Below are 19,222 nucleotides of genomic sequence, written 5' to 3' on the forward strand. Positions count from 1 at the left end.
AGTTGACCGATGCAGCAAGGTGACACCGTCGCGATCGTCATGCCGTCGGGGCCGCCCTCACCCGTGCTGTTCCAGCGCAGCGTCGAGCGGTTGGAGGCCCTCGGGCTGAAGGTGGTGGCGGGGGCGCACGCGCTCGACCGCCAGGATCTCGACTACCTGGCCGGCCAGGACGCCGCCCGCGCCGCCGACCTCCAGGCCGCCTGGTGCGACCCGGCCGTGTCGGTGGTGTTCTGCGGCCGGGGCGGCTACGGCGCGGCCCGGCTGCTCGGCCTGCTCGACTGGGACGCCATGCGCGCGGCCGGGCCCAAGGTGCTGGTCGGGTCGAGCGACATCACGGCCCTGCACAACGCCTTCGCGATCGAGCTGGGCGTGCCCACGCTGCACGGGCCGATGACGGCCTGCGACACGATCGCCGCCGAGCAGGGCCCCGAGCCGCGTTCGTGGGAGAGCCTGTGGGCGGCGCTGGCCGGGGAGAGCGCGACCGTGCGGGGCGAGCGGGTGCTGGTGCCCGGACGGGCCGAGGGCGTGCTCACCGGGGGCAACCTGTCGCTGCTGGCCTCGATGTGCGGCACCCGGTACCAGCCCTCGTTCGACGGCAAGCTGGTGCTGCTGGAGGACATCGGGGAGGAGCCGTACCGGATCGACCGGATGCTGACGCAACTGCTGCAGGCCGGGGCGTTCGACGGCGTGCGGGGGATCGCGCTCGGGTCGTGGGTGGACTGCGGCGATCCGTACCCGGTGCTGGCGGACCGGCTGGCGCCGCTCGGGGTGCCGGTGGTGGCGGGGCTTCCGGTGGGGCACGGGTCACCACAGATGAGCGTGTGGCTGGGGGAGCTTGGGGTTATCGATACCGAATCGTGCTCCCTGGCTGGTCCGTTCCGCGATGGCGAGCAGGCAAGGTAGGAAGACACCTAAAGGGACGAATCCGACAGAGGGGACGGTGTGTGAGCTTCTTCAGGCGTGACCGGGAGCCCCCCCGCCGGCCGATCGAGGACGTCGACCTCGACTCCCTGCTCGGCCTCGTCGCGGACTCCCTGGGGTTCGTGTGCGAGTTCGCCCGCGACGGCGCGTCGCTGACTTTGCGCGGCGACGGCGTCGCGGAGCTGGTGGTGAGGCTGACCGGGCTGCGCCGCGAGGCCGGGCGCCGGGCCAGGGAGGACTGGCCGGTGCTGGTCTCCGAGCACCTGGCGCACGCCCTGGCCACCGCCGACGAGCGTTACGACGCCTGCGACCTCGACCAGGCCGCGCCCCTGCTGCGCACCCGGGTCGAGGCGGTGGACGAGGTCCCCGACCTGACCCGGGTGGTGGGGCGGCACCTCAACGCCGACCTGGTGGAGCTGCTGACCGTCGGCTCCCGCCTGGTGCGGCCCGAGGAGGCCGGCTGCTGGCCCGTCCCGACGGCTCAGGCGCTCGACCTGGCCGTGGCGAACGTCCGGCGGGCCGAGCGGCTGCAGGTCGAGCGCATCGAGCTGGGCGGCACGCCGGTGACCCGGCTGACCGGCACCCACCCGTCGGCCGCCACGCACCTGCGCTGGCTCGGCGACCACCTCACGGTGCCCGCCGACGGGGTGCTGGTGGTGCTGCCGGACCCGTACACGGTGCTGGTGCGCCCGGTGGACGGCATCGGGGTGGTGCGAGCCATCGAACGCCTGCGGGTGCACGCGGCCCGCACCGGCGGGCTGAGCGCGCAGGTCTACTGGTGGCACCAGGGACGGCTGACCCTGATCAAGGCCGACATCGTGTTGCAGCAGGGGCAGACGAGGCTGGTGGTGGCGCCGCCGCCGGAGTTCGCCCGCATCCTCGCCCGCCTGGCCGTCTGAGGCCCGCGGGGCGTCACCCGGTTCGGGCCGGGCGGGCCCCCTGAGCCCGGTGGCCCAGGGGGCGTCGTATCACGCCTGTCCCACGTAGTCGCGCAGGTGCACGGCGGTGAGCGAGTCGCCCTTCGCCACCAGCTCGGCCGGGGTGCCGGTGAACACCACCTGGCCGCCGTCGTGGCCGGCGCCGGGACCCAGGTCGATGATCCAGTCGGCGTGGGCCATCACCGCCTGGTGGTGCTCGATGACGATGACCGTGTTGCCGTCGTCCACCAGCCGGTCCAGCAGGGCCAGGAGCTGGTCCACGTCGGCCAGGTGCAGGCCGGTGGTGGGCTCGTCCAGCACGTACGTGGTGCCGTTCCTGGCCATGTGGATGGCCAGCTTGAGCCGCTGGCGCTCGCCGCCCGACAGCGTGGTGAGCGGCTGGCCGAGCCCGAGGTAGCCCAGGCCGACCGAGTCGAGGCGGTCGAGGATCGTCCTGGCCTGGCCGCTCGGGAAGAACGCGCGCGCCTCGGCCACCGGCATCTCCAGCACCTCGCTGATGTTCTTGCCGCGCAGCCGGTACGTCAGCACCTCCGGCGTGAACCGGCGCCCCTCGCACGCCTCGCACACCGAGGCCACGTCGGCCATCATCGCCAGCTCGGTGTAGATCAGGCCGATGCCCTTGCAGGCCGGGCAGGCGCCCTCGGAGTTCGCGCTGAACAGGGCCGGCTTGACGCCGTTGGCCTTGGCGAACGCCGTGCGGATGGGGTCGAGCACGCCCGTGTACGTGGCCGGGTTGCTGCGCCGCGACCCGCGGATCGGCGACTGGTCGGCGACCACCACGCCCTCGCGGCCGGACACGTACCCGTGGATGAGGGAGCTCTTGCCCGAGCCCGCCACACCCGTGACGACGGTGAGCACCCCGAGCGGGATGTCCACGTCGACGCCGCGCAGGTTGTGCAGCGTGGCGCCGCGCACCTCCAGCTGCCCCTTCGCCGGGCGGACGGAGGCGCGCAGCGCGGCCCGGTGGCCGAGGTAGCGGCCGGTCAGGGTGCCCGAGCCGGGCAGCCCGTCGAGGTCGCCGGCGTAGCAGATGCGCCCGCCGCCGGTGCCCGCGCCGGGACCGAGGTCCACGATGTGGTCGGCGATCTCGATCACCTCGGGCTTGTGCTCGACCACGAGCACGGTGTTGCCCTTGTCGCGCAGCTGGAGCAGCAGGTTGTTCATCCGCTGGATGTCGTGCGGGTGCAGCCCGGCCGTCGGCTCGTCGAAGACGTAGGTGACGTCGGTCAGGCTGGAGGTGAGGTGCCGCACCATCTTGACCCGCTGGGCCTCGCCGCCCGACAGCGTGCCGGACTCGCGGTCGAGGCTGAGGTAGCCGAGGCCGATCTCGACCAGCGAGTCCAGCGTGTCGCGCAGCCCCTGGAGCACCGGGCCGACGCTCGGGTCGCCGATGCCCTTGACGAACTCGGCCAGGTCGTTGATCTGCATGGCCGAGCAGTCGGCGATGTTGCGGCCGTCGATGCGGGAGGACCGGGCGGCCTCGTTCAGGCGCGAGCCGCCGCAGGCGGTGCAGCCGGTCAGCTTGAGCGCCCGGTCGGCGAAGGCGCGCGCCTGCGGCTGCATCGACTCGCGGTCCTTGGCCAGGTACTGGCGCTTGACCTTGGTGACCAGCCCTTCGTAGGTGAAGTTGCTGGTGCCGTACTTGATCTTCGTGGCGGGCTTGTCGAGCAGGTCCGCCCACTGCTCGGGGGTGAAGTCGCGCAGCTTGGTGTCGGGGTCGTACAGGCCCGAGCCGACCATGATCTGCCAGTACCAGGTGTCCACCGCGTACCCGGGGATCTTGATGGCGCCCTCGTTCAGCGACTTGTCCCGGTCCACCAGCTCGTCGACGTCGACGCCGGCGACCTTGCCGAGCCCCTCGCAGTCGGGGCACATGCCCTCGGCGCGGTTGAAGCTGAACGCGAACGGCGGCCCCACCTGGGGGGAGCCCAGCCGGCTGAACAGGATCCGGAGCATCGTGTAGGTGTCGGTGGCGGTGCCCACGGTCGAGCGGGCGTTGGCGCCCATCCGCTCCTGGTCCACGATGATCGCCGCGCTGAGGTTCCGCAGCGAGTCCACGTCGGGACGGGCCAGGCTCGGCATGAAGTTCTGGACGAACGTGGTGTACGTCTCGTCGATCAGCCGCCGGGACTCCGCGGCGATCGTGTCGAAGACGAGCGAGGACTTCCCCGAGCCGGACACGCCGGTGAACACGGTGAGGCGGCGCTTGGGCAGGTCGAGGTCGACGCCGGTGAGGTTGTTCTCGCGGGCGCCGCGGACCTGGATGACGTCGTGGCTGTCGGCGGCGGTGTGATCGGCGGATCGGGTGCGTACGGCGTCGGACTTGGCGCTGGTGGCCACAGAATCCCTTCTTGTCACATCAAATGGGGAGCGGGTAGGCGATCGTACCGTACGCAGTACGGTCGCCGTGGGGCTCAGCGGGATCTGGCGATCAGCGACGTGACGAGCGAGGCGGCCAGGGGCAGCAACGTCAGGCCGATCAGGAACATCAGCCCGACCGGCCACAACCCCTGCCCGCCCCCGCGCAGCTCGCTCACCACCCCGGCGGCGAAGTGCACGAAGAACGGCGCGGCGGCGACGACCCCCCACAACGGATGCGGGACGGCCCACGCGGCCAGCCCGGCCAGGACCGCCAGCGCGGCGAAGGCCGGCAGAAGCGCCGGGGAGTCCAGGACGTCCTTCGGCGCGCCGGGCGCGACCGCGGGCGCGGTGAGCACGCACACGGCCACGGCGGCGACGCCTCCGGCGATCAGGATCACGGCCCACAGCAGGGCGGAACGCGGCATCTCTCTCCTCACACTGGTCCTGACGGCCAGCATGCCCGCGACGGGGACGGGGACACGAGCGCTCGGATACTCAACCCGTCTGAGGAGAACCGGCAAGCGAGCGAGCCTCCAGCCGGGCCGCGGCCGCGGCCGCCGGGTCGCCCGCCGCCGCGTACGCCTCGGCCAGGCTGTCCAGCGCCCCCGCCAGGAACTCCTGCCAGCCCCGCGCGCGCCACAGCCGCACCGACTCCTCCAGGTGCGCGACGGCCTCCTTCACCCGGCCCTCGGCCAGGTCCACCCCGCCCAGCACCCACAGCGCGTCGGCCCGGTGGTGGGCCAGCCGGTGGGAGCGGCTCAGCAGCTCGGCCGCCTCGGCGACCGCCCTGGCCCGCGGGTCGTGGTGGCCGGCGTACAGCTTGGCCAGGGCGACCAGGCCCATCGTCTCCAGCAGCGGGTCGCGGATCTGCCGGTAGATGGCCAGCGCCCGCACCATGTACTCCAGCCCGGCCTCGAACTCCTTGGCGTGGGCGTGGGCCAGGCCGAGGAACTGCAGGGTCGTGGCCTCGAAGCGGGGGTTGCCGAGCTTGGTGGCCAGGTCCAGGCCGCGCAGCAGGTGGACGATGGCCATCCTGATGTCCCTGGTGCCGTAGGCGACGGCCATGCACACGTGCGCCCTGGCCTCGCCGCCCTGGTGGCCGCTGCGCTCGGCCAGCTCCAGCGCGATGCGGCCCGAGCGCAGGCCCTGCGCCATGTCACCTCTGGCCGCCTCGCCCCAGGCACGAAGCACGTACGCGTCGGACAGGCCGCGCTGCTCGTCCAGTTCGGTGAACATGGCGATCAGGCGTTCGGCGCCGTCGTACTGGGCGGCCATGGCGCCGCCGGTCTCGGTCCAGGTGGTGGCGTGCATGAGGCCGCGCCGGATCACCGCCTCGCCCAGCCGGTCGCCGGCGGCCAGGCAGGCGGCCAGCACCCGCTCGTGCAGCGCCCGCCAGTCGTCGAACAGGCCGCTCACGTCGAAGTAGCGCTCGGCGCAGCAGGCGGTGTCCCAGGCGACCTCGGCCAGGCCGAGCGCGCACGCCTGCCGGATCGCCGCGACCAGCGCGGTGCGCTCGGTGTCGAACCAGGCCATCGGGTCCTGCCGGATCTCCAGCGGCGTGCCGTCGGGCGAGCTCCAGCGCGGGGCCGAGCCGTGGATGATGGCCGAGGAGCTGCCCTGGACGCGTTCGGTCGCCTGCTCGGCCAGCGCCAGCCAGCCGCCGAAGGCCCGGCCGAGCGCCGCCGCGACCGCCTCGGGCCGGTCCTCCAGCTCGGCACGTTCGCGGGCGTACAGGCGGACCAGGTCGTGGAAGCGGTAGCGCGGCTGCCCGGCCGGATCGACGCCGCTGATCAGCACGAGCTGGGTGTCCACCAGCGACTCCACCAGCTCCTCGCCCACCGGCACGGGCAGGTCCAGCAGCGCGCCCGCCACCCATCCGGCGAAGTCGGGCGCCTCCAGCGTGCCCAGCAGCCGGAAGGCCCGCCGCGCGGCCGGTTCCAGCCCCACGTAGCTGAGCGCCAGGCTGGCCCGGACCGCCAGGTCGCCGGTCGCGAACTGGTCGAGCCGCCGCCGCTCGTCCTTGAGCTGCCCGGCCAGCCGGGTCAGCGGCCAGTGCGGCCGGGCCACCAGCCGGGCCCCGGCCACCCGCACGGCCAGCGGGATCCCGTCGGAGAGCCGGACGATCTCCGCCGCCGCCTCCGGCTCGGCCGCCACCCGCCCGGCGCCGGCGATCCTGGCCAGCAGGCGCACGCCCTGCCGCAGGTGCAGCACCGACAGCTCGATCAGGGCCGCGCCGGACAGGCCGCTCAGCCTGGCCCTGCTGGTGATGACGACGGCGCAGCCGGACGTGCCCGGCAGCAGCGGGCGCACCTGCTGCTCGGAGGCGGCGTTGTCGAGCACGATCAGCATGCGCCGCTCGGCCAGGCTGCTGCGGAACAGCGCGGCCCGCTCGTCCACGCTCTCGGGCAGCGTGGAGCGCGGCACGCCGAGCGCGGTGAGGAAGGCGGCCAGCACCTGTCCGGGGTCGGCGGGGCTGGCCTCGGCGCCGTGCAGGTTCGTGTGCAGCTGGCCGTCGGGGTAGTGGCGGGCGATGCGGTGCGCGGCGTGCACGGCCAGCGTGGTCTTGCCGACGCCGCCCATGCCCGCGATCACGCACACCCGCACCTGGCCGGGGCCCTGCGGCGGTTCGTCGCCGAGCAGGGCGGTGAGCTGGGCGAGCTGCTCGCCGCGTCCGGTGAAGTCGGAGATGTCGGTCGGGAGCTGGGCGGGGGAGCGCGCCGCGGGCCCGGCGGCGCCGCCGGGGGCCGGGTCGAGGGTGCCGGTGAGGATGGCCTGGTGCAGGCGGTTGAGCTCGGCGCCGGGGTCGAGGCCCAGCTCGGCGGCGAACACCCGGCGGGCCTCGCGGTAGCTGGCCAGCGCCTCGGCCTGCCGTCCCGACCGGGCCAGGGCGAGCATGAGCTGGCGGCGCGGGCGTTCGCGCAGCGGGTGCTCGGCGACCAGCTCGGTCAGCTCCGCGACGAGCACGGCGTGCAGGCCGCGGGCCAGGTCGGCCTCGATCCGGTGCTCCAGGGCCGCCAGGCGCTCCTCCTCCAGGCGGCGGGCGTGGTCGCGCAGCCCGGCGGTGAGGTTCAGCCCCGCGTAGGCGGGCCCGCGCCACAACTCCAGCGCCTGCCGCAGCAGCGTGGCGGCCTGTTCGTGGTCGCCGCCGGACAGCGCGTCGCCGCCCCGGCCGGCCAGGGTCTCGAAGCGTTCGGCGTCCAGCTCGCCGGGGTGCACGGCCAGGACGAAACCGGCGTCGGTGCGGGTGATGCGGTCCTGGCCGAGCGTCCGGCGGAGCTGGTGCACGTACAGGCGGAGGTTGTCGGCGGCGGTGCGCGGCGGGCGCTGCTCCCACAGGGCCTCGACGAGCGTGGCGGGGGAGACCGGGCGGCCGGCCCGGCACAGGAGCTCGGCCAGCAGGGTGCGCTGCTTGCCGACGCCGAGCGGCAGCGGCCCTTGGTCATCCGAGACGTGAAGCGGCCCAAGTACGGCGAACTCCATCGCGCTCCCCGCAAGGACGTTGGTGCACAAGGAAGATCAAAGCTGCTTCAATGTGCATCAACGTCCGACTCCCGTCAACCCTGCGCCGACCGGGAGAAAAAGGCACCGGCGGGAGCCTTTCGAGGTAGCTCCCGCCGGTGGCTCATCCTAGGTCACGGGTGGCCGAAGGCGACCACCGAAAGGAAGTACGCGTACGCGATGCGGCGACATGTCCCCTTGAAGAAGTAGTGGGAGCAGACGCCCCAGTACAGGACGTAATAGAAGATGTAGTCCACCTGGTACTTGCTATGGATATACCCCATATTGCGCAGGGCGTACCCGTAGTCGTGCATCATGCACGCCTGGCGGAAGTCATAGCCGAGCGGCTTGTCGGGCGACTTGGTGCAGTAGTCGTAGTACACGCCGCGCACCCACCAGCCGGCCGGCGTCTTCTTCCACTGCACGTAACGCCAGCTGCCGTGGTAGTAGGCGTAGCTGACGCCGCAGTGGTTGAAGGCGAAGTGCCAGAAGTTGGTGCACCAGTACCACTTCTTGCCGTCCAGGTCGGCGTTGGAGGTCGGCGACTGGTTGGCGTAGTCGTAGGCGTTGGCGCTGCCGCCCTCCACCGGGTCGGTCTGCAGGAACCGTCCCAGTTTGGGCTGGTAGAGCCGCACGCCCATGAGGATCGTGCCGTCGGGGGTGTCGGCGGCCCGCTCGGCCGCGCCGTGCCAGCCGTAGCGCATCGCGGGCTGACCGGCGCGCGGGTTGCCGAACTCGTCGAAGTCCAGCGCCAGCGGCACGCCGTCGGCGTAGACCACGTTGATGTCGTCGTGCAGGTTCGTCAGCTGCAGCCGCACGTCGCCGGTCGCCGAGGTGACCGCGGCCAGGCCGCCGGAGATGGAGTGCACGTTCCTGGTGACCGCGCCGCCCTCCACGACCCAGGCGGGCGTGTCGTCGTCGGCGTCGAAGTGCTCGACCCGCTTGCCGGCCGCGCTCCACGTGCCGCCGGACAGCTGCTCCAGCGTGGTGGTGTTGCGGCGCAGCTCCGGATCCAGCGTGTACGACTGCCGCACCGCCCCCGACGTCATCTGCCGGACCAGGTCGGTGGTGTAGTACTCCGCCTTCAGCCCGGCCGGCGTGGCCGTGGTGCGGCCGTAGGCGTCGTACTCGTAGCCGGCGTCGGCCAGCCGGTCGCCGCCGTCGTAGGCGTGGTTCTCGGTGACCGCCCCCGAGCCGTCGCAGGCGCTCGTGGTCAGCCCCGTCCTGTTGGAGTTGGCGTCGTAGCCGTAGGCGCGGCGCGAGCACAGGCCGCTCACGGTGTCGTCCACCGAGGCGATCCTGCCCAGCTTGTCGTAGCCGATCTTCTGGGCGGACAGCCCGTTGTGGCTCACCTGCTGGCCGTGGATCGACCAGGTCACCGAGTCGTCCAGCAGCCGCGCCCCCGCCGCCGTCCGGTAGACCCGCGAGACCGGCGCGCCGGACGGGTCCCGGGCGAGGTCGTAGGACAGGCCGCCCGGCAGGCTCTCGTGACTGATCGAGCCGTCCACGGTGTACGTGGCGGTGAACGTCCCGGCCACCGAGTCGGTCATGGTGGCCAGCGCGCCGCGCACGTCGTCGTAGGCGTAGGTGACCGTCGAGGGCGCGCCGTCGGTCTTCCTGGTGATGCGGTCGAGGGCGTCGTACTCGACCCTGGTCACGCCGCCGTCGGCGTCGGTGTAGGACGTCTGGCGGCCCAGCGCGTCGTACTCGCGGGTGATCGAGGTGCCGTTGGAGGCCGTGGTCCTGACCCCGCGCCCGGCCGCGTCGTAGGTGGTGCTCACCTCGGGCACCGCCGTCCCGGCCCCGCCGGACACGACGGTCTTCACGATGTCGCCCGCCGGGTTGTACGTGGTCGTCGTGGTCCTGGTCACCCCGTTGGCCGTCTCGGTCACCGACGACACGCGGCCGCCGGGCTCGTAGGCGTACACCTTGGTGACCAGCTCGGCCGGGCGGGTGCCGCTGTCGCCGACGCCCGTCTTGGACTTCGTCCGGCACAGCTGCCCGGCCCACTCGGCCCTGCCGCCGCACGCGCCGGTGCCGTCGGCCGTGTAGTACTCGCTGGTCGTGGTGCCCGCGTCGTCGCCCGACGACTTCGGCATCGTGGTGGCGACCACCCGGCCGTCGGAGTCGTACGTGGTGGTCTTGGTGATCGCCAGGCCGCCGGGGTCCTCCACCGTCCTGACGCTCTTGCCGGTGTTCCAGTCGTAGTACGTCCGGCTCGTGCGCACGTCGGCGTCCGAGGTCGCGCCGGGCACGTACGCGCCCACCGCCACCGTCGTGGCCAGGTTCGACACCTTGGCGTCGGCCGGCCGGCCCTCGTCGAAGGTGTTGACCGTGTGCTTCCTCGCCGCGACCTGCGTGCCGTTCAGCGTGACCAGGTGCAGCGGGCCGAGCTCGGAGACCATCCGCTGCCCGTCGGAGCTGTAGGCGGACTCCTCGGCCAGCAGCCGCGCCCGGTCGGCGGGCGAGGCGTTGAGCAGCCCGAGCCGGGTCAGCTCGGCGCCCGCGTCCGGCGTCTGGGCCAGGGCGAGCGCCCTGTTGCCGGCCGACAGCGACAACACCGTGTTGCCCTGCGCGTCGTACTGGCTGGTGGAGACCGCGCCGCCGGGCTCCACCCGGTTGACCGTCTGCCCGGAGGCGTTCAGGTAGGTGATCGTGGCCCGGCCGTAGTCGGAGGCGGCCAGGCCGCCGCGCCCGGTGTGGTTGGCCGGCACCTGGTCGGCCGGGAAGATGGCGGTCGCGTCCACCGGGGAGTCGCTCTGCCCCCAGGCGGCCGTGGCCGTCTCGCTCATCCCGTACGGCGCCCCCGTCCCGCTGATCGGCACGTCGTAGACCACCGACGTGACCGCGGTGCCGTTCGTCTCGCTCGGGGTGCCGGGCCGCAGCGTCGGGCGGGAGACCGCGAGCAGCATGCCGTCCGCGGCGGTGTCGGCGTTGCCCGCCTTGCCGTAGCCGAACGTCCACGGCAGCTCGCCGGGCGGGGTGTAGCGGTTCACCCGGCCGCCGAGGTCGTAGTCGTAGCGCGTCCTGATGTCGGGGGTGGCCGGGTTCCACTGCTCGCGCAGGCGGCCCAGGTCGTCGTAGCGGTACTCCGACAGGCCCAGCGGCGCGCTCGCGCCGCCCTCCCACAGGCTGATCGCCTTGACCTGCCCGGCCACGTCGCCGAGCTGCGCGCCCGCGGTCGTGGTGGTGGCGTAGTCCAGCTTGATCAGGCGGCAGCCCTGCGGCAGGCTCGCCAGCGTGTCCACGTCGCAGTCGGCCTGCGTGTACGACGGCGCGATGATCTTGACCGGCCGGGCCAGCGCCTTGCCGTCCGAGCCGGTCACCGACTGCCACACGAACGCCGTGCTGCCCTTGCCGCTGGCCGGGTAGACCGCCCGCACCAGGTAGATCGGCGCGGCGGCGTCCACCTTGGCGAACACCGTGCGCTCGGCCGAGTTCGTGTCCGACAGGGTGTAGCGGTCGGCCGCGGCGTCGAAGGTCAGCTTCAGGCTCGCCGCGTCCTGCTGCGGCTCGTACGAGCCGTCGGCGTTCTTGGTGAAGGCCACCGCCGAGCCCTCGCCGCTCAGCTCGACCGAGGTGGCGGAGGTGGCCCGGAGCTGGGCGAACGTGCCCTGACCCGACTGGGCGAGCCCGGTCGGCGTCCACTCGGTGCCGAAGATCGCCGCCACGCCCGGCAGCGCCGAGCCCTTGCGCGGGTCACGCGAGGAGAACGAGCGCATCAGGCCGATGCCGTACACGTTGGCGTCGGTGGCGGCCATCCTGAAGTCGCCGGTCAGCGTGTTGACCGAGCCGGGGCCGACCGGCTGGGTGGAGGCGCCCTCGCCGTCCCGGTCCACGACCAGGTCCACCGGCTGGGAGGCGGCCGTGCCCGAGGAGGTGACGAACTCGGCCCTGATCTCGATCGAGCCGTCCTCGGCCAGCGTGTGCGTGGTGTCCCAGACCAGCTCGGGCGAGGCGCCCGCGCTCATCGCCACCGGCCAGGCGACCGCCGACCCGTCGGACTTCCTGCGCACGTCGGCCGCCGGCACCTGGTGCCAGGAGTCGGCCTCGCCGCGCCGGTAGGAGAAGGCGACCGCGCTCAGCCCCGCGCTGCCGGTGGCCGACAGGACCGTCCGGCGGGCGGTGGACTGCCCGTCCTTGGGCGAGGTGACCGCCGAGCCGCCCGCGTTGAACGCGTACGTCGTCGCCGGCGACAGGTTGCCCGCCTTGTCCTTGACCCATGCCTTGAGCGTGTGCGGGCCGTCGGCGGGCGGCGTCCAGCTCACCGTGTGCGGTGCGCCGGAGCTGGCGGCGGACTGCTGGGCGCCGCCGTCGAACGACCACGACACCGAGGACGCGTCGGCCGAGCCCGGCGTGATGGTGAACTGGCCGGCCTGACCGGCCCCCTTGGCCCACGCGTCCTCCGGGTAGTCGCCGGAGGACACCTCGGGGGCGGGCGGCGGGGCGGCGTCCACCGTGAAGGCGAACCACGCCGACCAGGGGCCGTAGTCGGTGCCGTCGTACGAGCGCACCCGCCAGGCGTACGACGTGCTCGCCAGAGCCGTGCCGGCCTTCCAGGAGGCGGTGGCGCCGTTCGCCACGTTCGCGGCCGAGCCGCCGGTCACCTTGGTCGCGTGGTCGGCCGTCCAGATCTCGAAGTCGGCCCGCTGCGCCTGCCCGTCGGCGTCGCTCACCTTGGCCGACAGCGTCGGCTGCGCCGCGCCCACCACGGCCGGGCTGGCGCACACCGAGCAGGGCGCGACGGCCAGGGCCGACGGCGTGCCCGGCAGCGAGTTGTAGGTGATCGCGATGTTGGGGTTGTTGGCGAAGCGCTTCCAGTAGTAGTTGTCGGTCTCGCTGCCGGCCTTGACCATGAAGGTGACCGACGTGCCGTTCGCGCTCGCCACGCTCTGCACCGCGCTGGTGACGTCCCAGCCGACCCAGGCCGCCGGGCAGCTCGACGCGCCGCCCTGACCGGCCGACGACCAGCCGTAGGCGACGTTCTTGGCGCCGATGTTGAGGTTCGAGGCGGGCTGGTTGTTCCACGTCGTGCCCGAGCCGACGGCCGCGGTCCTGTGCAGCTCGACGTTCCGCGCCGAGCAGGACCAGGCCCACGTCTCCTTGATGTTGAACGTGGCCGCCGTGATGTGCTTGCCGGCCAGGCCCGACAGGCCCATGTTGAAGAACGAGCGCCGCTTGTAGCCGCCGCCGTTGCTGGTGCCGGCCGTCGCGTCGTTCGCCGAGTTCCAGTACGCGCTGGTGGGATAGGCCGAGTCCACGTACGTCCAGCCGGACTTGGCCGAGGTGAAGCTCGGGTCGATCGTCACCGGGTAGACCGTGGCGGGGTCGGCCAGCAGCGCGGCGTCGGGGGTGACGCGCAGCTCGCGGCCCGACAGCCGCACGCCCATCCTGGCCCGCCGGCCCGGCTGGGCGGCCAGCGCCGGGGTGGCCGGGTTGCGGGTCATGGCCGACTCGGTGGCGGCGTCCCACATCTCCGGCGCCGCCGAGCCGAACACCGGCTCACCCTTGGCGTCGAGGATCGAGACGTTGCCGTGCTTGTCGGTCCTGACCTCGCCCTTCTTCACCGACGTGGCGAACGTCAGCTCCTTCAGCGCCGGGTTCGCCGCGGCCTGCCGGGTCTTGACGACGAGCTTCTCGGCGAAGCCGTCCACGTCCGCGGTCAGCACCAGGTCCACGCCCGGCAGCACGTCGGGGTAGGTGGCGGTGGCGCCGTCCAGCACCGGCTCGGGAAGGGCGCCGAGCGGCGTGCCGAGCGTGAGGCGGGTGCCCCGCTCGGTGGCGGTGACCAGCGGGCCGTCGCCGCCGCCGGAGAAGCTGTAGGAGACCGCGGCGGCCTTCGGCGCGACCGTGCCGTCCTGGCTCGCCGCGAGCGTCGGGTCGGCGGGCGCCCACGCCTCGCCCCGCTTGACCCGGACCGGGCGGTAGCGGTGCTCCTGGGTGACCGTGCCGGCCGGGTTGACGAAGAACTCGTCGGTCTCGGTGGTCAGCGAGACCGCCCTGATCCGCTTGCCGCAGACCGCGGCGGCCAGCCGGGCGGAGATCTCGGTGGGCATCTCGTCCGGGCAGGCGACCGCCGCCCGCGCCTTGGCGGGCGCGGGCGGGGCGGCCCGCGCGGGAAGCGGCACGAGGGCCGTGGATGTCAGCAACAGGACGACGAGCGGCGGTAAGGGAGTCAGCCGCCTGGGTTTCTTCAACACCGTCCAACCTCCGCGGGGGGTGTAAGGCCGTTCGGTGCTCAGCGTGAGCAGCGGCTGTATAGGCGGCGTATAGATCCCGTAGGCGGCCAAAACCGGTTGCGGCGCGGCGCGGGCGGCTGTTCTACTTCCCGGCGGCACCGATCGCGGACGAAGGAGCGGATCGATGAGGACAGCGTTCATGACCTCCCAGCACAGGACACCCACCTATTCAGAGGGCATGACGCTTCTTGAGATCCCCGCTCACCAGGACCCGTCCGCAGGTAGCTAGACCCGCCCGGCAGGCCCTGCGCCACCTGCGGCCCGCCCCGCGCGCCGCGCTCGCGCTGGGCGCCGCCACCGCCGCGGCCACCGCGCTGCCGCTGGCCGCGCCGCACGTCACCCGCCGCTTCGTCGACGACGCCGCCGGCGGCGCCGGGCTGCGCCACCTGATCGTGATCGCGCTCGGCTACCTCGCCCTGGCCGCCGCCGGTCAGGCCGCCCGCATGGCCGCCGCCTGGCTCGCCGGCCGCCTGGCCTGGGACGGCACCAACCGCCTGCGCGAACACCTGGCCGGGCACGTGCTCGGCCTCGACCTGGCCTTCCACGCCCGCCACTCGCCCGGCGAGCTGATCGAACGCGTCGACGGCGACGTGGCGGCCGTGGCCGATTTCGTCGTCGCCTTCGTCCTCGACGTCGTGGCCGGGCTGCTGCTGCTGGCCGGCGTGCTCGCCGTCGTGTTCACCGTCGACTGGCGGCTGGGCGCGGCGCTGCTGGCCTACTGCCTGCTGACCGGGCTCGCCATGACGGGTGCGCAGCGGCTCGCCGTGCCGTCGGCGACCCGGTCGCGGGAGGCGAGCGCCGCGCTCTACGGCCACCTCGAAGAGCGGCTGGCCGGGGCCGAGGACCTGCGGGCCAACGGCGCGGGCGGGCACGCGCTCGGCCGCTTCCACCAGGTCGCCGGGGCCTGGTTCCGCGCCGAGTGGCACGGCTCGCGCATCGCGGGCGGCCTGCTCGCGGCCACGAACGTGGCGTTCGCGGCCGGGACCGCGCTGATGCTCGCCCTGGCCGCCTGGCTGCTGGACGCCGGGGCGCTCACGGTCGGCACCGCCGTGCTGCTCTTCCAGTACACCTTGATGATCCGCACGCCGTTCGAGCGGCTGATCGACCAGCTCAGGCAGTTCCAGGGGGCGCTGGCCGGGTTCGCCCGCATCGGCTCCCTGCTGGCCGAGCGGCCCGCGCTGCCCGTCCGCGCCGCGCCCCGGCCGCTGCCCGCCTCGGGCGCGCTCGGCCTGCGGCTGGACGACGTGAGCTTCGCCTACCCCGACGACGGCGAGACCGCGCTGTCGGGCATCACCCTCACCCTGGCCCCCGGCGAACGCCTGGGCCTGGTGGGACGCACCGGCAGCGGCAAGACCACCCTCGCCAAGCTGCTGCTGCGCCTGTACGACCCGACCGGCGGCACGGTCGAGATCGGCGGCCTCGACCTGCGCGAGTGCGACCCGGAGTCGCTGCGCCGCCGGGTCGGCGTGGTCACCCAGGACGTACGGCTGTTCGACGGCAGCGTCCGCGACAACCTCACCCTGTTCGGCGCCCTGACCGACCCCCGACACGACGACGCCCGCCTGCTGGAGGTGCTGGCCGGGGTGGGGCTGGGCGGCTGGCCGGCCGTGCTGCCCGGCGGGCTCGACGGCGAGCCGGGCGGACTGTCGGCGGGGGAGGCCCAGCTGCTCGCCTTCGCGCGGGCCTTCCTGACCGACCCCGGGCTGGTGATCCTGGACGAGGCGTCCAGCAGGCTCGACCCGGCCACCGAACGGCACGTCGAGGACGGCGTACGGCGGCTGCTGGACGGGCGGACCGGCGTGCTCATCGCGCACCGGCTCTCCTCGCTGGCGCACGTGGACAAGATCGCCGTGCTGGAACGCGGCAAGCTCGTCGAGTACGGCCGCCGCGCCGACCTGGCCGCCGACCCGGGCAGCAGGTTCGGCCGGCTGCTGGACGCCGCGGGGGTGAGCCGGTGAGCGCGCGCCGGGCCCTGGCGGTGGCGGGCCGCCTGATCGGCTTCGACGTGCGCCTGTACGTGCTGCAGATCCTGCTGTGGCTGCCGGTCCACGTGCTGCCGCTCGGCGGCGGACTCGTGCTGCGGCAGCTCTTCGACCAGATCAGCGGGCACAGCCCGGCGACGTTGCGGCAGTCGTTGTGGTTGTGCGCGGCGTTCGCGGGCGCCGAGCTGGTCCGCGGGATCGTCCTGGTGTTCGCCTGGTCCTACGGCTCCTACTGGTGGGACGCGGCGGCCACGCTGCTGCGCGCCAACGTCCTGGGCTCGGTGCTGACCGCGCGCGGCCCGGTCGCCGCCCGGCTGCCGCGCTCCCCGGGCGAGTCGCTGGCCCGGCTGCGCGACGACGTGGCCGAGCTGGTCGAGCTCGCCGACGAGTCCGTCCCGCTGGCCGGAGGCGTGCTGTTCGGCGGGGTGGCGCTGGCGGTCATGGTCTCGATCGACCCCGTCGTCACCGTGACGCTGGTCGTGCCGATGCTCGCGATCGGCGTGCTGAGCAGGCTCATGGGACGGGTGATCAGACGGCGGCACCAGCGGGCCAGGGAACTGGGCGCGGGCGTGACGGCCTTCGTCGGCGAACTGTTCGGCGGCGTGCTCGCGCTGAAGACGGCGGGGGCCGAGCGGGCGGCGCTGGACCGCCTGCGCACGCTCAACGCCCGTCGCCGGGACGCCGCCGTACGCAGCCGCCTGGCCACCGACCTGCTGGAGGCCGCCACGGGCACCACGGTCGAGCTGGGCGTCGGCGTCGTGCTGCTGCTGGCCGCCGGGGCGATGCGGCGCGGCGAGTTCACCGTGGGCGACCTCGCGCTGTTCACCAGCTACGTCGGCTGGCTGACCGCGCTGCCCCGTACCATCGGCTCCATCCTGTACCGCCTGCCCAGAGCGGACGTCTCCGCCGAACGCCTGACCGCCCTGCTCGCCCCCCACCAGGACACCCCCGACCTGACCCGCGACCACCCCCTCCACCTCCGTCCCACCCCACCCCCCGAAGCACCGCCCCCGAGCCCGCACCTCCGTCCCACCTCGGCCCCACCTTCGGGAAGGTCGCCCCTGAGGCGCGCCCCCCGCCTCCCCGCACCGCCGGTAGAGCCGCCCCCGGGCGGCGAGGGGCCGACCGCGCCGACGACGCTGGAGGTGCTGGAGGTGCGCGGGTTGAGCGTCGTGCACCCCGGCGGGCGCGGGGTGCGCGACGTGGATCTGACGCTCCGGCGCGGCACGTTCACCGTCGTCACCGGGGCCGTCGGCGCGGGCAAGACCACGCTCGTGCGCGCCGTACTCGGCCTGCTGCCCCTCGACACCGGGACGATCACCTGGAACGGCCGCCCGGTGCCCGACCCGGGCGCGTTCCTGGTGCCGGGACGGGCGGCGTACGCGAGCCAGATCCCGCGCCTGTTCTCGGAGACATTGCGCGAGAACCTGCTCCTCGGCCTGCCCGCGGGCGACGACGACCTGGCCCGCGCCCTGGAACTGGCCGCCTTCGAGGACGACCTGGCCGCCATGCCGGACGGCCTGGAGACCGTCGTCGGCCCCCGGGGCGTGCGTCTGTCCGGCGGCCAGGTGCAGCGCGCCACCGCCGCCCGCGCCCTGGTCCGCGCCCCGGACCTGCTCGTCGTGGACGACGTCTCGTCCGCCCTGGACGTCGGGACCGAGAACCTGCTGTGGGAGCGCGTCGCCCGGCACGGCCCCGCCACGCTGCTGGTGGTCTCCTCCCGCCGGGCCGCGCTCGAACGCGCCGACCAGGTGGTCGTCCTCGACCGGGGCCGCGTCGCGGGCCGCGGGCCGCTGGGGGAGTTGCTGCGCATGTGTCCCGAGATGCGGAGACTATGGGACGGAGAACCGATCGAGGAGCGAGGGAACACATGAGGATCGACCGCCTGGACCACCTGGTGCTGACCGTTGCCGACGTCGAGGCCGCGGTGCGCTTCTACACCACGGTGCTGGGGATGGAGGCGGTGACGTTCGGCGAGGGGCGGCGGGCGCTGGCGTTCGGGCAGAGCAAGATCAACCTGCACGAGGCGGGACGCGAGTTCGAGCCGAAGGCGGCCCGGCCCGTGCCCGGCAGCGCCGACCTGTGCCTGATCACCGCCGACCCCGTCGAGACGGTCATGGACGAGCTGGCCCGGCACGGCGTCGGGATCGAGGAGGGCCCGGTGGAGCGGACCGGAGCGCTCGGCCCGATCAGGAGCGTCTACCTGCGCGACCCCGACGGGAACCTGATCGAGCTCAGCAACTATCTCTGACCGGGCATCATGGAGGGTGTGCAAGAGACTGCGACAGCACCCGTGACGGCGCCGGCGATCGCGTCGCTGGCCGAGCTGGTGGCCGGTGGCGGCGTCGTGGTGCTCAGCGGGGCCGGGCTGTCCACCGAGTCCGGCATTCCCGACTACCGGGGCCCCACCGGGCGGTCCCGGCGCGCCGAGCCGATGACGTACCAGCGCTTCACCGGCAGCGCCGAGGCGCGCCGGCGCTACTGGGCGCGCAGCCACGTCGGCTGGCGGCAGATCGGCCGGGCCGCCCCCAACGCCGGCCACCGCGCGGTGGCCGAGCTGGAGCGGCGCGGCCTGCTGGCCGGCATCGTCACCCAGAACGTCGACGGCCTCCACCAGGCCGCCGGGGCGCGCCGGGTGATCGAGCTGCACGGCGGCCTCGACCGCGTCGTGTGCCTGTCGTGCCGCGACCGCACCCCGCGCGCCGAGCTGGAGCGCCGCCTCAGCGCGGCCAACCCGCGCTGGGCCGCCGAGGGCCGCGTCAACCCCGACGGCGACGCGGCCCTCACCGACGCCCAGGTCGCCGGGTTCCAGGTGGTCGACTGCGTCTCCTGCGGCGGCCTGCTCAAGCCCGACGTGATCTTCTTCGGCGAGAACGTGCCGAGGGATCGGGTGGCTGAGTGCTTCGCGCTCGTGGGCGGGGCGCGCTCGCTGCTCGTGCTGGGGTCGTCGCTGGCGATCAGGTCGGGGCTGCGCTTCGTCACCAGGGCGGCCGAGCTCGGGCTGCCCGTCGCCATCGTCAACCAGGGCCCGACCGGCGCCGACGCCGACGCCGCGCTGCTGCTCGACGCCCCGCTCGGCGCCACCCTGACCGAGCTGGCCGCCCGCCTCTGACCCGCACGCCCGTACCGGGCGGAGCGCAAGGCTGACCCGCACGCCGGTACCGGGCGGAGCGCAAGGCTGACCCCACGCGCGCACCGGGCGGAGCGCAAGGCGGCGCGGGGGCGGCACAATGGGGGGCATGCCTCCTCGTCCATGCCCCTGTGGTCTGCCCGCGTCCTACGC

10 protein-coding genes are annotated in these 19,222 nt (G+C 73.8%); 6 read left to right on the forward strand and 4 right to left on the reverse strand.

Going from position 1 to position 19,222, the window contains the following annotated elements:
• The first annotated feature begins 9 nt into the window (after positions 1-9).
• Both AB0J46_RS40685 and AB0J46_RS40690 read left to right on the forward strand, forming a co-directional pair.
• Positions 10-903 carry an LD-carboxypeptidase gene (locus AB0J46_RS40685; RefSeq protein WP_364340105.1) on the forward strand — a complete coding sequence of 298 codons (894 nt, stop codon included), beginning with the start codon at positions 10-12 and terminating at the stop codon, positions 901-903.
• A gap of 41 nt (positions 904-944) precedes the next feature.
• Entirely contained in the window at positions 945-1,820 is an 876-nt protein-coding gene (locus AB0J46_RS40690; protein ID WP_364340107.1) for a hypothetical protein, read from the forward strand.
• Between the two features lie 69 nt (positions 1,821-1,889).
• On the opposite strand, the gene AB0J46_RS40695 is transcribed toward AB0J46_RS40690, so the two are convergent.
• The 4 genes from AB0J46_RS40695 to AB0J46_RS40710 all read right to left on the reverse strand — a co-directional run bounded on the left by AB0J46_RS40695 (position 1,890) and on the right by AB0J46_RS40710 (position 13,867).
• Positions 1,890-4,199, reverse strand: a complete 2,310-nt coding sequence (locus AB0J46_RS40695; protein WP_364340109.1) for an excinuclease ABC subunit UvrA — start codon at positions 4,197-4,199, stop codon at positions 1,890-1,892.
• Between the two features lie 74 nt (positions 4,200-4,273).
• A complete protein-coding gene (locus AB0J46_RS40700) occupies positions 4,274-4,645 on the reverse strand; it encodes a hypothetical protein (protein ID WP_364340111.1) in 372 nt (123 codons plus the stop codon).
• 70 nt (positions 4,646-4,715) lie between these two features.
• Entirely contained in the window at positions 4,716-7,700 is a 2,985-nt protein-coding gene (locus tag AB0J46_RS40705; protein ID WP_364340113.1) for a BTAD domain-containing putative transcriptional regulator, read from the reverse strand.
• A 152-nt stretch (positions 7,701-7,852) separates the two neighbouring features.
• Complete coding sequence (locus AB0J46_RS40710) at positions 7,853-13,867, reverse strand: phospholipase A2 (RefSeq protein WP_364340115.1); 6,015 nt, start codon at positions 13,865-13,867, stop codon at positions 7,853-7,855.
• A 278-nt stretch (positions 13,868-14,145) separates the two neighbouring features.
• Here AB0J46_RS40710 and AB0J46_RS40715 point away from each other — a divergent pair, with 278 nt between their 5' ends.
• Genes AB0J46_RS40715 through AB0J46_RS40730 form a run of 4 tightly spaced genes read left to right on the forward strand, consistent with a single transcriptional unit; the run spans position 14,146 to position 19,051 of the window.
• On the forward strand, positions 14,146-15,915 hold the full coding sequence (locus tag AB0J46_RS40715; RefSeq protein WP_364340117.1) for an ABC transporter ATP-binding protein: 1,770 nt from the start codon (positions 14,146-14,148) through the stop codon (positions 15,913-15,915).
• Positions 15,912-17,813 carry an ABC transporter ATP-binding protein gene (locus tag AB0J46_RS40720; protein ID WP_364340119.1) on the forward strand — a complete coding sequence of 634 codons (1,902 nt, stop codon included), beginning with the start codon at positions 15,912-15,914 and terminating at the stop codon, positions 17,811-17,813. Before AB0J46_RS40715 ends, AB0J46_RS40720 begins: the two co-directional genes overlap by 4 nt.
• The gene (locus tag AB0J46_RS40725; RefSeq protein WP_364340121.1) at positions 17,810-18,190 is read left to right on the forward strand and encodes a VOC family protein; all 381 of its coding nucleotides are present in this window, start codon (positions 17,810-17,812) and stop codon (positions 18,188-18,190) included. Before AB0J46_RS40720 ends, AB0J46_RS40725 begins: the two co-directional genes overlap by 4 nt.
• A gap of 18 nt (positions 18,191-18,208) precedes the next feature.
• Complete coding sequence (locus AB0J46_RS40730) at positions 18,209-19,051, forward strand: NAD-dependent protein deacetylase (protein WP_364340123.1); 843 nt, start codon at positions 18,209-18,211, stop codon at positions 19,049-19,051.
• The last annotated feature ends 171 nt before the right edge of the window (positions 19,052-19,222 follow it).

Source organism: Nonomuraea sp. NPDC049758 (genome assembly GCF_040674635.1).
Taxonomy (GTDB): Bacteria; Actinomycetota; Actinomycetes; order Streptosporangiales; family Streptosporangiaceae; genus Nonomuraea.